Origin of the sequence: Mycobacterium sp., from assembly GCF_965229105.1 — a bacterium.
Classification (GTDB): domain Bacteria; phylum Actinomycetota; class Actinomycetes; order Mycobacteriales; family Mycobacteriaceae; genus Mycobacterium.
In genome coordinates this window covers 3,804,780-3,821,044 of sequence record NZ_OZ245858.1, presented here as the reverse complement: position 1 = coordinate 3,821,044, position 16,265 = coordinate 3,804,780, and the positions used below count along the sequence as shown (strand labels likewise).

The window sequence follows — 16,265 nt, the reverse complement described above, 5'->3', positions numbered from 1 at the left end:
GTGAATGACGGAGCCGTCACGGATCCACATCGAGGTGCTACGGCCCGTTCCGAATCAGGCTGTCCGTGCTGGGTTCAATCGGAATACGTCGCATGCGTTGACGAACCGCGCCCACTCCACATGCCGTGGTCGTGTCGGGTCTTGGATGGTGGCGTCCTCACTTACCACCATGCCGGGCCCAACCGGTGCCAATAGTTCCGCCAGCGCCACAATGTGTCCAGCTGGGCTGTCGGCAAAACTCTGGAACACCCGGGTTCGGATGTGCTCCTGCGCTACGCGGATGCCCTCAGCGAGATCGAGAGCCGGCACCCGTAAGGAACCGTTGCAGCGGGCCACCTGCTCCTCGTAGCGGTCCTCCCAGCATTCGGTCTGCCAACCGCTCCACAGCTGCGGCAGCGCCTGGAAAATACCCATGGTGTCCGCGGTCTGCCACGCCCCGACAGTTCTCGCTTTTACGTCGATATGCACGCCGCCCTCCGGAATCATGTTGAGCGCCAGCTTCTTCACCCCGCGGCCGGGCAACGCGTGCAACAGTTCCGGTCCGAGCCAGGCTTTACTGAGGTGCCAGCACAACGGCCACATACGCAGCTCTCCTGCGGCGTCGACGACGGAAACCAAGTGGCACAACTCGTTCCGGTCTGGTGCTAGTCGTATCGTCGGTTTTCTGTCCCAAGGGTCTTCGCGCAGCGTGGCTCCGACGTACCCGGCGATTTCGGTCGTTCCGTCATATGCCCAGCCAACCTCGAAACCAGGCCACAGCTCGGCGAGCACCGTCATCAGGGCTCGGCGTATCGGCATCTCGACCATGAGTTCCTCACCGAAGAACAGCAGCCTGCGTCGGTCGAGGTCAATCACCGCTCCGCCGTCAGCCCACAGCGGGTCCGTCCACTCACTCTTGGAGCAGTGCCGCAACGACCGCACATATCGCAGCGCCGGTTCGGGGCCCCCAATGAGCGCATCCACCATTCGACAGCCCGCCCAGTGCGAGTAGTAGAGCTGCCAATCGTGATTCTCGACGACGACGATGTTCGCTCTGTTGCCCATCGCTCTCCCCTATTGACCTGTGGCGCAGTTCCTTCGTGCGCCGATGAAAGGGAGTATGCGCCGAGGGTCCGACATCGATTTCGAACTGGTCCAGAGGTCTAGTGATCATCGCCAGGTGGCCACCTCGCTGCCCCACGCTGTCGACGTATTTTTAAGCACTCGACGGAACGATCCAACCCGGATGGGAGGATACAAGCGTGACGGGTTACGACATCATCGGTGACGTTCACGGCTGCGCTTCAGCGCTGACAGATCTGCTTACTGCTCTCGGCTATCGAGAGGACGTCGCGATTGGCGCGTATTCGCATCCTCATCGGCAGGTCATTTTTGTCGGTGACCTCGTCGACCGAGGAGGAGAGCAGCTCCTAGTGCTGGACCTCGTCAAGCGGATGGTCGACTGCGGAACTGCCCAAATCGTCATGGGCAACCATGAATTCAACGCGATTGCGTACGGCACTCCCGACCCTGACCGCAGCGGCGAGTACCTCCGATCGCACAGCGATAAGAACAACAAACAGCATCAGGCTTTTCTCGATCAGGTCACCGGAGACGTTCGCACCGGCTACCTCGAGTGGTTCAGATCGATGCCGCTATGGCTCGATTTAGGGGGTATTCGGGTCGTGCACGCGTGTTGGCACGAACCGTCGATGCGCGTGGTCGAGACGGCGCTGGGATCAAATCGCTTCAGCTCAGCTGACCTGTTCGCCCGCGCAACACGCAAAGGAGATCAGCTGTATGACGCGATCGAAGTGTTGCTCAAGGGACCGGAAATTGGCTTGCCGGAGTTTGGGTTACCTGCGTATCGCGATAAGGACGGCCACGTCCGCGACAGTGCAAGGGTCGCCTGGTGGAGAGAAGACGCCAGTACGGTACAAGACCTTGTCGTCATGGATGGCAACTTCATGACGGAAGGCGGCGAGCCGTATCCGGAGCTCTCGCAGGTCGTCACCCCAGATTCGTCCGCGAGTTCATTCACCTACCGCGGTGAAGTTCCCGCGTTCTATGGGCACTATTGGCGTACGGGCCTGCCAGTAAGGGGTTTTGACTTCACTGAGCGCACGGCGTGTGTCGATTTCAGCGCAGTCAAGGGCGGCGACCTCGTCGCCTACCGATGGGACGGCGAGAGCGAAATCCAAGAGGATCACTACTTCGGTGTCGCGGGCTGACCGCTAGATAGAACGTACGGCGTATGCGCGCGGCTAGCGGGTGAGCGCCACGAGGTCACCCTTGATCGCCCAGCGTCGATCTACCGGTTCAGCGGAGAGCAATTCGCCGGCAACGCAGAGGTGGTCCGAGGGATCCCACTTCACTCCTTCGCGGTAGGGGTAGACAAGCCTCGGCACGACCCCCAGCACGGCCCGGCGTTGATCGAGCAGGTGCCGAGAGATCTCGACGGAATCTCCCGGGAGATATTTCGCAAGCCGCGCAACGACTTCTGGCAGGACTACCGGATCAGAATGCGCCTGGAACGCGGAGATCACCCCGTCGAAGATCCCCTTCACCAGTCCGCCCCACACAGGCTGATAGCCCAGCGGCGGACGAATCTGAACCCTGACGGCGAACGGAGTCTCAGACGCAGCCGGCTCGAACACTGTGGCGTCGCCCCGGGCGAGCGCCAGCCACACCTGTGCCAGCTTCTTGCCGCCTGCGAACGCGCCCAGATCGGCCCAGTCGAACGTCGCCAATGTTCGACCCACTCGCCAATCCACAAAGCTGCCTGATCGCGGCGCGAGCGCATAGCGATAGCAGAACGGATAATCGCCACCGTCGGGCGACGGCGGTACAGCGGCGCCGTGTTCGAAGCGGATGCCGTTGCGGCCGGCGACTCTGAACGAGTCAATGTTGTAGAGCAAGACGTTCTCGATGTCGGCGTTGGGAAGCTTAGAACCGAAGTACGCGGCGTGCAGCACCTGGCTCGCCGTCGGTACTAGTTGTCGGCAACGGCCGCGGATCTCGGTCCGCAGCTGCTGCTGCCAGGCCGGTAGGCGTTCAAAGCGGATGTAGTCATCAGTCCACGCTTCGACCACCGACCTCTCCGCTGCCGGTCCGTGGATCTCGCAACGGCCCGGAGGCACAGGAGCCGCCGTCGCCTGCTCGGCCGGCTTGGTTGATGTGCGTTTCGCGCCACCGTGCACAGGGCGGCAGGTCCCGCACGGCGGAAGCGACTGGCCCACCTGGTCGGCCGCCCACTGCTCCAGGTCGACCAAATGTTCCGCGCATACCTTCACGTATGGTCCGGTCCACACACCCCCGCGAGGGTTCTTCCCGTTGATTGTCCAGCAACCTGCGTGGTGCACTTTCGCTTCGGCCGCACTGTGGCCGCGCCCGATGTTGATGACGTACCCATCGGGATGGTCGGCGAGCCAGGTCAGGTAACCGGCGTCGTCATCGCGGAACTCATGCGCGCTTTCGAACCGCGAAACACTTTTCACTGCAGTCAAAATCGGACCCCTTGCGGCTTCAATATGGATAGGAACTCAGCGGTGCAGTTCAATCACGGGCAGGATTCGACATCCACGCGCACGACGCCGAAGTCGATGGCGGTTCCCTTCGCGAACGTCTCACCCGGAGCAGGGGTCGAAGTGCAGACCTGCCAGTTGCGGTCGAGGACCTGGCGTCGTCCTTGCCCGGTCAGGTCGGTCGAGCTGGAGAAGAAGACCTTGCCGTCAGTCAACGCCTGGATGGCGTCTTGAGCGGATTGCAGGTTCTGCCCGCGAAGATCTGGCATGGTCCAAGACTGTTCCGGCGCTGCCGGTGGCTCGACCGATGTCGACGACGCCCGTGTCGACTGTTTCGTCGATGACGGCGGGCGACTCTCGCCGCTGCCGCACCCCGCGACAACCAACGCCAGCAGTGCAGCAGGAATGACGTATCGGACCATGACGACTCCCCCTGTGTCGAGACTGTCTCGCAGCAGAGCGCACTCTAATCCAAGCCACCGACAGAGCCTTTCGAACCGTGCGTACTTGTCGGTGGCCGTTCTTGTCGGTGCCCGTTGACACAATCCCCCAATTGATTCTTGAGGGGGAAGACATGAGTCGACGAAGGGGTCGATCGAACGACGGCGGCGGTCTGCCCGCGGTGATCGGGATGCTGTTCGTTATCGGTCTGGTGATCAAGTACATCTGGTGGATCGTCGGAGCGCTGGCTGTCGCGGCGGCGGTCTACGCGATTGGCGAGCTGATCCGGGGCAACCAGGCCAATGCGGCGGCCAAAGCACGAGCCAATGCGGCCATTGCTGCGCGCGCCGACGAACAGCACAACTGGGTGCTGCACGGTGACGACCGCGGTATATACGGGCCCGATGGTGCCAAGCTGATGCACTACATCGACGGCGGGATCAGCGAGGAAATCGCGAGGCGCAGTCAGCCCCAGGCGCTGCCGCGTGACGATACGTTCGGGCCGCGGTTTGAAGGTTAGACCTGCACACATTGACGCGCCTCGGTAGTTTCGTCACCGGAATTCATTGCGACGCGGTGAGTCGGTGCGCAAGGTCAGGGCCGCCAACCTCCTCAATGAAGTCGGGATCTCCGCAGACGACGAGTTGATCACGCGCCCTTGATAATCCGACGTAGAGGCGTTCACGTGATCGCTCGAATTTGCCGCTGTCGTTGACCACCAAGACGACGCAGCGCCGTTCCAAGCCTTTGAAGCCGAGCACATGGCCGTAGAACACCTGGTCGGCATCCCAGAACGAGTCCCAGTAGGCGCTATGGCCATCGCGCTGACGTTCGGTTTGCTCAGGATGACGGCTACCCGTGGTCAGCAGGGCGAGATCCTCTGGCCGCCAACCCTCGTCGAGTAGGAGGTCTATCTGATCATCTCCCACATTCATCGCATCGTCGCGGCCACATGGAACGAAGCGCACCGCAGGCCCCTCGCCGCCGAGAAAGCGCATCGGGTGATCGACGAGGGGTTGGAATGCATTGGCAATCTGGCGCGTGTTCCGCAGGTTGTGATCGAGGATCAGTGGGACGAGCGGTACCGGCGGTGAACCGTGTCGGTTGAAAACGCGCTGGCCTTCGTCGCTGAACACGTACAGGCCGCCGTCGTCTACATCACGTAAAGCCGCCAGCAGGGGGTCCCACCACGCGTCGGCGAAATCCTGGGCTTCATCGACGACCACCGCGTCGAAGCGTTGACCGGGCACCAGTTGTGCTGCCAGATCGGCCATCTGGAGCGGCAGGTCGTGCTCCCAAAACTTGACAGTATCGTCGTTGCGTAAGGACTCATCAGGACCTTCGGGCGCCCCCCATTGGACACCGAGCGCGTGGAACTCCCCGACGTAGGCGGGTCGTTGACGGCGCGGCCAGGTCGCCGCGATGCGTTCGAGGTAGGACGCCAGGCCGTGGGAGTAGCAGACCAGCGCGACCCTTTCGCCGCGTTGCGCCAGGCGGCGAGCCTGCTCCATCGCAAGGAACGTCTTGCCGCTGCCTGCACCGCCGCGAACTTCGACTCTGTTCAGCAAGCGTGTGGCGTCGAGGATGACCGACTGGTGCTGCGTCAGCGCGTCGGCGGCGTCCTCATTGGCCAGGGCACGCGACACCACGTCTCGCTGAGGTAACCCTCTGCCACTCAACGCAACTGTCAGCTGCTCGATGCCCTCGCGAGTTAGCAACGGCCGGTCAAGTTCCTGACGCACCTACACATGACGAAGCTTTGAGACCAGATCCCGAAGATCCTGACGGTCTATAACTTTCCAGCGTGGGCACTCGGGAAGGTCGAAGTCAGTAGGCAATTCCGTGTTCGGCAATACGATGACGTGATCCCAGCGCAGCCTGCCTTGTGTCCACCGCGGATCCTTCTCGACGAAGTCGCGCAACGCGTAGCAGGCTTCGCGGGCTTGGCGCACCGGTTCGATTTTGCGCTCTCGTCCGCCACGGATCTGGCGCCAGCCTTCGCCGTCATGCCATACCTCGCCACCCTTGACCTCCAGGCACACGATGCCGGCGTTGTCGATCGCAACGATGAAGTCGACCTCGTGGTCTTTGAGGTGATCGGTCACGCGTTGACCCGGCACGACGAGATCGTTGGGTTCGAGCTGGTCGATCAACGCCTGGTAGGTGCTGCGCTCAGAGGCATTGAGACGTGGGCGCTCGTTGGGTGTAATGCTCATGGTGCTGTTTCCCCTGGCCTGCAGTGCGTGTCAGTTCCCCCCGCGCATCGGAACTTGCCGAATGCTAGCTGGCGCACCCGGCCCTTTCGCCGATGCCTGCCTGGTACTCCGAAAGCGCCGCGCAAATTGACCCCAAGCGGTGCGCAAGACTGCCGATCGAGGCCGGAAAACACCCGTTGGACTATTGGTTGAATCGTCGCCTGGACCGGCGTTGTGCCCCCATGTACAGCGTCCAATCGGACGGTGGAGTTACAGTCGTCAAGGTCATACCTGACGGATGTCAGGCGACATACGTCAGCGGTTCAAAGTCCGCGTCCTGCGGGCGGCCTCACTGTGGAGGAATCAGATTGCCCACGCTCTATCGAGATACCGGTTATACGCTCGCACATTTGGTTCTCGACATTGGCGCCGGTCGGATAGCACTTCCTGACATCCAGCGTCCGTTTGTCTGGTCATCAGCCAAGGCTCGCGACTTGTTCGATTCGATGTACCGCGGATATCCGATAGGCACGATCATGCTGTGGGAGACCGGTGTTGACGCTGGGACCAGGAAGATCGGCGAGAGCGAAACCGGGTCACCGAGGCTCTTGATCGTCGATGGTCAGCAGCGCCTCACCTCTCTTTATGCTGTGCTCACCGGCGAGCACGTCCTGACGAAGACTTTCGACCAGAAGCGCATCCGCATCGCCTTTCGACCCTCCGATGAGACATTCGAGGTCACTGACGCCGCGATCGAGCGTGATCCTGAGTTCATCCCGGACATCACGGCGCTATGGACCGAGGGTTACAGGCCGACAGTTCGTCAATTCCTGAAGCAACTCAACGAAATCCGAGACGGTGGTCTATCGGAGGCCGAAGAAGATCTCTTGGAAGACCACATCAACAGAGTCCACGATCTCGACGCCTTTCGATTTCAGGTGATCGAGCTCGACAAGACCGCAGACGAAGAGCAAGTCGCCGAGATCTTCGTCCGGATCAACTCTGAGGGTGTGAAGCTCAACCAAGCGGACTTCATCCTGACATTGATGTCGGTGCACTGGGAAAAGGGCCGTCGCGAGCTCGAGGCCTTCAGTCGCGCAGCGGTCGATACCGCGACAACGGGCGCCAACCCGCGGAATCCCTATATCGAGCCCAGTCCCGATCAGATGCTCCGAGTCGGAGTGGCATTCGCTTTTCGCCGCGCTCGGTTGCAGTTCGTCTACAGCATCCTTCGCGGAAAGGATCTTGACACGGGCGCTGTCAGCGCCGACCGGCGCATTGAACAGTTCGGCATCCTCTCCGCCGCCCAAGAGAAGGTCCTCGATCTGACGAACTGGCACGAATTCCTCAAATGCCTGTACACCGCGGGGTTCCGACATCGTCGGATGATCACTTCGAACAACGCATTGCTGTTCAGCTATGCCCTCTGGCTCATCGGGCGCTTTGATTTCGGCCTCGATCTCCAGTCTCTTCGTCCGGTGATCAGTCGATGGTTTTTCATGGCTCACACAACCGGCCGTTACTCGTCGTCGCCGGAATCTCAGCTGGAATCTGACCTCGGGAGAATCAACGACATGGCCGAGGGCGATGGCCGAGCCTTCGTTGCGGAATTGGACCGCATCGTCGCGGCGAACTTCACGAACGACTATTGGGAGATCTCCCTGCCGAACCGGCTCGACACCTCGTCGCCACGTTCACCCGCGCTGTTCGCCTACCTCGCAGCGCTCAATCTGCTGGATGCAGAAGTGCTTTTCAGCGATGTCAAGGTCAGACAGCTGCTCGAACCCTCGACCGTTGCACCCAGATCGATGGAACGACATCACCTGTTTCCGAAAAGATATCTGGCCACAAGCGGCGTGACAAGTACTCGGCAGGTCAACGCCATCGCCAACATGGCGTTCCTGGACTGGGCCGAGAATGCATCGATCAGCGACAAAGGGCCGGGCCAGTACTGGCCCACGATGGCAGCCACGGTGCCCGCCAATCGCCTCAAGCGGCAGGTACATCTCCATGCTTTGCCGGTCGGCTGGGAGCAGCTTGATTATTCGACCTTCCTCGACAGACGCCGCTCACTGATCGCCAAGGTTGTGCGCGAGGGCTTCGTGACGCTATGGGGAGCCACAGAAGCACCACTGGACGCAACAATCGAAGATGTCATCAGCGCCGGCGAATCCCAGACCACAGAGTTCAAGTCGACAGCGCGCTGGAATCTCCATACACAGCAGCCCGATCCGAAACTCGAGCACGTTGTGGTGAAGACGGTGTGCGGTTTCCTCAATGCGGAGGGAGGCACACTACTCATCGGCGTTGATGACGAAGGCCAAATCCTCGGCCTCGACAGCGACTTCAGCACGCTGGGCGCCAAGGGCAACGCCGACGGCTATGAACTCTTTTTGAGACAGCTTTTGGACACGAATCTTTCGGTCGCAACTGCTATGACGGTACGTATCCGGTTCGAATCTGTTCGTAGCCAACACATTTGCGTGGTTGCTGTCGCAGCGTCGGGTAAACCGGTCTTCGCTAAGCCTGCGAAGGGAGCACCGGGCGGCGCAGAGGAGTTCTGGGTGCGTACAGGCAATGCGACGAAGCAGTACCACGGGGACGACTTGTTCGAGTACCGCGAAGGACACTGGGGCTAGAGGCAGCCGGCCACACAAGCAGTCTTCACCCGAGCGCGAGAAAGGCATCACCGTTGGATGAAGCAGCGTTCCCAGGCGATGTGAGTTCTAGGGACCAGCGCCTGATGACGCGTTTTCTCCGTCGAACTTTGTCGCCGCAAGAAGCCAGAGCAGCGCTCGCACGTTTCTCCAGCGACAGTCGAGGCCGATCTATCGAGTGGATCGTTGCGGCCGCCGAAAGGGAGACGACTCCCCCCAAGACGCTTCGCCTCCCGGACGACAGTGTGGTTGACCTGCTCGTCGAACTCGCCGGTACAGATCTTCTCGCCGACCGTGAACTCCGCAGGATCATCACGAGCAAAAGCGATGCCCGCACCCTGTCGAAGCTGCACGAATATCCTTCGACGACCCGAGGCAGAGGCGGTGATCGCTCGAAAGTCAACGCGGTCGCCCAGCGCAAGTGGCATCCAGGTAAATCTTGGGCAACGTACTTCGTGATGACAGTTCGGATGCCGCTCGCATTCGCAGGATGGAAAAGCGAAGCGGCACTTCCCGATACGCTCGATGTCGAACCTTGCGTGAAACTCCCGCCCTTGGCCGACTTCCAGCAAGAACTCTTCGAACAACTTCTTGCGGTACTCCACGGCCCGAGCGACGAGAACAGGGCGATCCTGACGCTTCCCACGGGCGCCGGAAAGACCCGAACGGCCGTTCAAGCTCTCCTGTCGTGGAGACAGTCGCGGACAGATCGTCCGATCATTCTCTGGGTTGCGCAGAGCGATGAACTGTGCGAGCAAGCGGTACAAGCACTTCGAGAAGTGTGGTTCGACTTGGGCCATGGTGACATGTCGTTCCGAGAGACTCTCACCATCGGTCGCCTGTGGGGCATCAAGAACGCTGTCCCCTGGGAATGCGGTGCGGTGGTGGCAAGCGTCCAAAAGCTTCATACAGCGGCACAGGGTGAGGGCAGCGATCTGACACCGGAAGACCTTCAAATTCTCGGCGAGAAATGCGGTGCCGTGGTGATAGATGAAGCACATCGCGCACTTGCGCCCAGTTATGGCACCGTTCTTACTGCTCTCGGCTTCAACTTCCGCTTGAAAAGCGCAGAGACGGCTTTGATCGGACTCACAGCGACACCACGACGGAACAGCGACGAGGAAACAAGACGGCTGCGCCGTAGGTTTCACAATCAGATTCTCAACGTCCCCAGCCTTGGTGAAGATCCCGTACAAACCTTGAGAGGTCAAGGTGTCCTTGCGAGGATCGACTACGAAAGTCTTGACTACAGCGCCGAACGAATTGAACTGTCTGCCAACGATACCCATGACAAGTACTTCGAAGATTTCGAGGACCTGCATCCGGATATCCTTCGAAGACTTGGTGAGGAGCACACCAGAAATCGACGTCTGATCGAACGTCTTCTTGAACTGGATCCAGATTGGCCGGTCCTCGTTTTCGCCTGCTCCGTTCAACATGCACAGGCGATTACGAGCCTCCTGCAGCGCGGTGGTCGGACTGCCGCATGTGTCCTCGGGACAACTAGACCGGCGACCCGGCGAGCAACCATTGAGCGGTTCCGCAGCAACAATTTATCGGTGCTCTGCAACTACGGCGTTCTGACAACCGGGTTCGATGCGCCGAGCGTCCGATGCGTTGTCGTAGCCCGGCCAACTGCCAGTCCGATCCTCTACGAACAGATGGTAGGTCGAGGCATGAGAGGTCCAGAGTTCGGTGGGACCAAGAAATGCCTTGTCATCGACGTCGACGACAACATCCGATGGCGCAATCGGCCCGCAACGATCAATTACAAAGTCCTGGAACAAGAGATGCGCTACGCCCAGTGACCTGTAGACAGTCCAAGACCTCAAACTCGACATACCCTTTCGGAGGAACGCTTTGACCGTCACCTGGCGCTGGGAACAGCAGAGCCGCAATTATGCGAACTATGGCAATGCCAACCAGTGGACGGTCAACGCCGGCCTTTCCTCGCTCGCGAGGGAGAGCGCCCAGAACAGTAACGATGCTCGAGTCGACGGTCCACGCGCGGACCTTGTCTATTCGTTCATCGTGCTCTCGGGTGATTCCCTTCGAGAGTTTCAAGATGCAATACGGTGGGACTCTGACCTCAAACCCCACCTGACAGCGATGGCAGATGCGGCGACGGGGGCAGTGAGTGCCGGCCAGCTGCAGTCTGGGTTGAGGGCATTGGAGTCAGCCGAGTCGCTGACCTTGTTGCGCATTGCCGACTACGGCGCCCGGGGCTTGACAGGGCCTGAGTTCGCCGAAGGCGACCCCTCGGTCTACGGGAACTTCATCAAGCTGTGTCGCCTCGACCTCTACAGCGGCAAGGACCGTGCTTCAGGTGGCTCTTTTGGACTGGGAAAGGCTGTCTATTGGCGCTTTTCGCGGCTACAGACCGTTCTGTTCAACTCCACGCTCGATCCCACGGACGCCGTTGACGGGAACTGGCGGAATCGGTTGATCGGTGTGAATCAGGGTGTTGTACATCAGATGGATTCGACCAGCTTTCAAGGCCGAGGCTTCTTCGGCGTAGCAGAGCGCGATGGCGATATCGCTTCCGCATGGGATGACCGCCAGTTGATCGAGGCGCTGCGACTGACTCGTGAGGACGACCGGCCGGGCACCTCCGCACTTCTGGTCGGCTTCTACGACCCCGATGAACCAGATAAGGGGTTGGGCGATATCAACGAGGTCCGCCAGTTCGCGAAGAGTCTGGGCAACGCCATCGAAGAAGAGTTCTGGCCACTGCTCACCCGCGAACGTGTCCGCGTCAGAGTCGAAGTGATCGATGGCGATCGTGTTATCTACGAGCACACCGTTGACCCAGCACTGCAGTTCACCGAATTGACGAACGCCCTTCGAAAGTTCGACACGGGCAACGTAGACCAGAGCCTCGACAAACCCGGCGATGTGGTCGTCCGAGACGTGCCGATCCAAATATCCAAACGGACCGATACCGATGAGCAGCATCCAGCGTTCGAACATGTGGCGAAACTGGTGGTGACTCTGTCGGATGATCAACGAGATTCGTTGGAGAACAAGGTTTGCCTGTTCCGTAAGCCAGAAATGGTGGTTCAGACCATCGACAAGGTCTTCGAAGGCCGGACCTTCCACGCCTTCCTGTTGACGGGTGGCGCAATCAGGCCTGGCAACCCATCTCTTGACGAAACGCGTGCCGACGACTTCCTCCGGTTCGCGGAACCGCCTGCGCACGATCAATGGATTCCACGAAGTGGACGCAACAAGACTTCACAAGCCAACCTCACGGCACACTACCGAGCTCCGTGGGTACCGAACCTGCGGAACATCGAAACCGCTGTCGTGGAGCAACTATTCAGTTTGTTCGGAGCCCCGCCCGTCACTGAGGACCAACCACCGAAAGCAATTTTCGACAACCTCGGCTTTCTCCGCGGCGATTCGGGTACGGGTGGACGCGGTGCATCTGCCCCTCGCAAACCGGACATCCGCATCCAGCAGGCTCGGGTTGTCGACGGAGCGTGGGAGTTGATGTTCGACATTCGCGCAAAGAACCGACCCGAGGGCTGGGCCCTGGTCCCAAAGCTCGCATTCGTGGGCCTCGACGGCGGACATGTCGACGTCGAGTGGGACTCGTTCGACGTTGACGACACCGCAGAAGTCCACGAGCGCCGCACTGTAATCCTGCGGAGTAAGCCGCGCGGACGAATTCTGAGCACAACTGTGCGGGCCACCAGCGTGCGTGAGCTGCCCATACCCGCATCAGAGTCGGCGATCGACGTCCGATTGGCCCATGCCGATGTGGCACCCGCGATCGACGCCTCTTCTCGGGGTGCCGAATGACCAGATTCGCCTGGCCCTCATACCAGGAGTCGTGGGAATGCATTGTCACGAACGTGGATCTCGACGGCTCCGCCGGAGCGTTGGAAATCAACGGCGACCACTTTCGTGTCGACGCGTTCGACGACAGCTGGAGTTCCGCCGAACTCACAGTGGAAGTGTCGACCAACGAGCCGCCCGAAAGGACTCGCTGATCTACGGGCATATGTCCTCGTGGCCTGTACTGCGACACAGCTACGCCGTTCGTACCCACTGCATGCCACCGAAGATCGGTCGACACTCGGGTTCAGCGGCACGCTGACAATTCCACGAACGGCGCTCTCCGGCAAAGCATTGCTGACCGCAGAAATTGTCGGTGACTATGAGGGCCGCCTCCGCGTCGTCGGCTCGAGCGTTCCCTGGGGACTCGTGGTCGACAAGTCCGAGGCGCCGGACAAGCCCGGTGTTCCGCCGTTGCGGACGATTTGGATCGACTTCGCGGACCCCGATGCACCGATCGAGGCGCGTCGACACGTAGAGGGACATGCCTATGTCGACGTCTCTGCTAACCCTCCAGTGCTCTATCTGAACAAAGGCATCGACGGCCTGCAGCTCCTCATACTCTCCAACAGCACAAAACTGGAGCGTCGCCGCCACCGCGACATGCTCGGCGCGTTGATCGCCCGCTACGCGGCCAATGCGCTGTTCCGCGCCGCGGTTGAACAGATCACCGCCGACGAATTCGGCGGCCCTCCCGACGGTCCAACGGGGCGTGTGCTCAGAGACATCTGTGAGGCAGTCGCAGCAGAGCTGCCGGATACCGAGACGGTTGAGGACCTGTATGGGGCGATCGCCGATCTACCGCCGGGCACCGCGGCCAGTGCATCTTTCTGGGCGAACGTCGACTTGGCATTGGATCGGATGACCTCATTGTCTTCGACAGTCGCGCGAATCTGCGAGGAGGCCAAGCGTGTCTGATCGATTGAGCAGAATCCCCCGCAAACTGGACTCCACGCAGCGGCAAGCGATTATCGATGGTTTCGGATCTGCAGGAAGTGGCGGTGGACCGCGAGCGCCGCGATGGGGCCCCGCCATCGTTGTATGCCTTGGACGCCCTGATGCTGTCCGCGCGCAACCGCCAACACGACGGTGAGTGGACCGATCGCGCTGCAAGCGACCGGTGGCTGGCACCGCGAGTTCACTTCGCGCTCAGACTATTTCGGGGAGAAGCAGCCGAAAAGGGCATTTGGCAATGGGTGGCGATGCGGTACCCGTGGTACCCGTGGTACCTAGAGTGGCGGTGGAGCGACCGCGCCGGCGACGTCGCTAATGACCGCTGGTGGGGACCGATTCACAAACAAGCCTTTGCGCGACTCTGGTGGGGCGCAGAGGTGTTTCGCGACGGAGGCGACTACCGCTCGGTCGAACGTGCTTTCATCTTCCAGGATTAGCCGAACAGCTACCTGCACCGACCCGTGGTCCGGTGTCGATCGCTCGCGCTGGCCATCGTCGAGCGGTTTGGGGAGTCCAATTCGCCAAGCTCACAGCAGGTAAACAGCCTTGCGCGCGTGCTGAATCTCGCGACCGTCGGCTCTCCCCCGGAGGTTGAAACCGGATACCAAAATGACGATCTGGATGCTTACAACGCATGGGTGACTGAGGATTTCGTCGCTCCACAGGCTTGGGACGACCTACCTGCTGGGCCTCCTGCCGCCGACACTACGGCCGATTCAAAAGCTGGCGGCGACAGGGTGGTCGGCCGAGGCTGGACCTACGCAGGTTTCGATTGACCGCTGTATAGGACTTCGCATGCCGCTCGTTTCCAGCCCGTGTGGCCACGCCACGCTGTTACGCGGCGCCCAGTTTTGCGACGCACCCGCGCAAGCACTGGCACCACCTGCCATTCGCACTAGCCTGTATCCATTATGAGCGACGCGACAGAGTCGGATACGACCAACAAGGGCCTTGTCCTGAAGTTCGACCCGCACACGATTGAGCACCTCGGGTCAAACATGTATTCGCGCCTCCCGAACGCCGTAGCCGAACTTGTTGCCAACGCATACGACGCTGACGCTAACGTGATCAGCGTACGAATAAGAGGTAGCGGGGAAGACCAGTTGATCGTTGTCGAGGACGACGGACATGGCATGTCCAGCGACGACGTACGGGATAAATACCTTCGAATTGGCCGAAACCGCCGGGGAAATTTGCCAACCGCCAAGTCTGAGAGCGGTATGCGAACAGTATCCGGCAAGAAAGGTCTGGGGAAACTCGCATTATTCGGCATCGGTCACAAAATCACCGTCACGACTACCCGTCAGGGAAGCACAGAACGCCTCGCCGTGACGATGAGCTGGAAGGACCTGCTCGATACCAAAGATGGTGATTATGAACCAGTCACCGTCGTTGAACCTGCCGAGGCAGAAGAACATGGAACCTCTGTGACGGTGTCCAATCTGACGCGTTCGAGCGATATCTCTGCCAGCGACCTCGCAGCAAGTCTTTCCCGGCTCTTCCAATACAGTGACAGCGATCTAACACTGGTAGCGTTCGGCCGCGACGGCTCTAGGCATCCGGTCACACGCGAGGTGCGAATGGCTTCAGTTGCGACTGAATTCAGGTGGGCCATCCCAACCGATCTTCCGGGCACTTCAACCGAACTCGCAGAGGTCGGTGCTGGCGGCATAGTAATCGCCGCCGAAAAGCCGTTGCCCACTCACATGCGCGGCATCGCTGTGTACGCGAACGGCCGCCTCGCGAATGAACCCGAGTTCTTTGGCGCATCCGACTCCAGTTATGCGTATGCCTACCTCACCGGACACGTGTCGGTAGACAGCTTGGACGCCATTAAGCCCGATGTCGTTGCTACTGATCGGCGCGCGATCAACTGGGAGCAGGTCGACGCAGCAGAAATTCGTGCGCTTTTGAGGCGCATGGTCGAGGAAATTGCTCAGATCCGGCGGCAGCTTCGTGCTGGCAAGAAGAAGGATCAGATCGAGGAGGAGACGGGGGTGGACTCCGACGAATGGGTTGACACAATGCTTGGTCCCGAAAAGAAGCCGTTGAGGGATCTGATCGACATCATCGAGTCAGACGACACCGATATGAGCGACGAGGACCGAGGCCGGGCCGTCAGAAACTTGAAGGACATAGCGCCGCCGTACGCGGACTTGGTATGGCGCCACCTCCACCCCGATATCCAGGCAGCCTGTGAACAATATTTCAAAGAAGGCGATTACCATCAAGCGCTTATCGAAGCGTGTAAACAGTATGTCGCCGACCTGCGTGCTGCCGCGAAGCTCCCCGATGAAAGCGAGGCGCAGCTGTTCGGCAAGGCACTCGGCCCCGAACCGGGACGATTGCACTTCACCGATGGGTTTCGCCGAGGCGATCCCACCATCTCGGGCGAATCAGCCAAGAACCTTGAGAATGGCCAACGAGAGCTGGCAAAGGCCATTTGGAGTGCGTTCCGAAACCCATTGTCTCACGAGCCAATGACGACTATCAAAAAGCTAGGGGTCATCAGCCATGAGGACTGTTTAGACGCGTTAAGCTTGATGTCGCATCTGCGACGACGACTCGCAGACTCTACATTTTCTTCATAACGACGAACTGCGCTCAAGCATTGAAAATTACTTGAGCATTCAATAACGCTAGAACAAGCCAGATAGCGGCTCTACGACTTGAAT

General features: G+C 60.1%; 13 protein-coding genes and 1 pseudogene. 10 read left to right on the top strand and 4 right to left on the bottom strand.

Annotated elements, in window-relative coordinates; genetic code table 11:
- Positions 1–54 precede the first annotated feature (54 nt).
- Positions 55–1,044 carry a hypothetical protein gene (locus ADBZ9O_RS17740; protein ID WP_526524084.1) on the bottom strand — a complete coding sequence of 330 codons (990 nt, stop codon included), beginning with the start codon at positions 1,042–1,044 and terminating at the stop codon, positions 55–57.
- Between the two features lie 197 nt (positions 1,045–1,241).
- Here ADBZ9O_RS17740 and ADBZ9O_RS17735 point away from each other — a divergent pair, with 197 nt between their 5' ends.
- The gene (locus ADBZ9O_RS17735) at positions 1,242–2,210 is read left to right on the top strand and encodes a metallophosphoesterase (protein WP_526524082.1); all 969 of its coding nucleotides are present in this window, start codon (positions 1,242–1,244) and stop codon (positions 2,208–2,210) included.
- A 33-nt stretch (positions 2,211–2,243) separates the two neighbouring features.
- Here the strand turns inward: ADBZ9O_RS17735 and ADBZ9O_RS17730 are convergent, their stop codons facing one another.
- Together ADBZ9O_RS17730 and ADBZ9O_RS17725 are read right to left on the bottom strand one after the other, a co-directional pair.
- Complete coding sequence (locus ADBZ9O_RS17730; protein WP_526524080.1) at positions 2,244–3,476, bottom strand: hypothetical protein; 1,233 nt, start codon at positions 3,474–3,476, stop codon at positions 2,244–2,246.
- 62 nt (positions 3,477–3,538) lie between these two features.
- Positions 3,539–3,925, bottom strand: a complete 387-nt coding sequence (locus ADBZ9O_RS17725; protein WP_526524078.1) for a hypothetical protein — start codon at positions 3,923–3,925, stop codon at positions 3,539–3,541.
- Positions 3,926–4,077: 152 nt separating this feature from the next.
- Here ADBZ9O_RS17725 and ADBZ9O_RS17720 point away from each other — a divergent pair, with 152 nt between their 5' ends.
- Positions 4,078–4,464 (top strand): hypothetical protein, encoded by a 387-nt coding sequence (locus tag ADBZ9O_RS17720; protein ID WP_526524076.1) that lies wholly within the window; start codon positions 4,078–4,080, stop codon positions 4,462–4,464.
- Between the two features lie 43 nt (positions 4,465–4,507).
- On the opposite strand, the pseudogene ADBZ9O_RS17715 reads toward ADBZ9O_RS17720, so the two are convergent.
- A pseudogene (locus tag ADBZ9O_RS17715) lies at positions 4,508–6,160 on the bottom strand (ATP-binding domain-containing protein).
- A 347-nt stretch (positions 6,161–6,507) separates the two neighbouring features.
- Between ADBZ9O_RS17715 and ADBZ9O_RS17710 the strand changes: the two are divergent.
- From ADBZ9O_RS17710 to ADBZ9O_RS17675, 8 genes are all read left to right on the top strand, one after another.
- On the top strand, positions 6,508–8,778 hold the full coding sequence (locus ADBZ9O_RS17710) for a GmrSD restriction endonuclease domain-containing protein (RefSeq protein WP_526524074.1): 2,271 nt from the start codon (positions 6,508–6,510) through the stop codon (positions 8,776–8,778).
- A gap of 104 nt (positions 8,779–8,882) precedes the next feature.
- The gene (locus ADBZ9O_RS17705) at positions 8,883–10,604 is read left to right on the top strand and encodes a DEAD/DEAH box helicase (RefSeq protein ID WP_526524072.1); all 1,722 of its coding nucleotides are present in this window, start codon (positions 8,883–8,885) and stop codon (positions 10,602–10,604) included.
- A 52-nt stretch (positions 10,605–10,656) separates the two neighbouring features.
- Positions 10,657–12,600: a hypothetical protein gene (locus ADBZ9O_RS17700; protein ID WP_526524070.1), complete on the top strand. Its 1,944-nt coding sequence runs from the start codon at positions 10,657–10,659 to the stop codon at positions 12,598–12,600.
- On the top strand, positions 12,597–12,791 hold the full coding sequence (locus tag ADBZ9O_RS17695) for a hypothetical protein (protein ID WP_526524068.1): 195 nt from the start codon (positions 12,597–12,599) through the stop codon (positions 12,789–12,791). The genes ADBZ9O_RS17700 and ADBZ9O_RS17695 overlap by 4 nt, the downstream gene beginning before the upstream one ends.
- Before the next feature lie 19 nt (positions 12,792–12,810).
- Positions 12,811–13,554: a hypothetical protein gene (locus tag ADBZ9O_RS17690; RefSeq protein WP_526524066.1), complete on the top strand. Its 744-nt coding sequence runs from the start codon at positions 12,811–12,813 to the stop codon at positions 13,552–13,554.
- 56 nt (positions 13,555–13,610) lie between these two features.
- Positions 13,611–14,027, top strand: a complete 417-nt coding sequence (locus ADBZ9O_RS17685; protein ID WP_526524064.1) for a DUF6339 family protein — start codon at positions 13,611–13,613, stop codon at positions 14,025–14,027.
- Between the two features lie 117 nt (positions 14,028–14,144).
- Positions 14,145–14,366, top strand: a complete 222-nt coding sequence (locus ADBZ9O_RS17680; RefSeq protein WP_526524062.1) for a hypothetical protein — start codon at positions 14,145–14,147, stop codon at positions 14,364–14,366.
- Between the two features lie 135 nt (positions 14,367–14,501).
- Positions 14,502–16,181, top strand: a complete 1,680-nt coding sequence (locus tag ADBZ9O_RS17675; protein WP_526524060.1) for a TIGR02391 family protein — start codon at positions 14,502–14,504, stop codon at positions 16,179–16,181.
- Positions 16,182–16,265 lie beyond the last annotated feature (84 nt).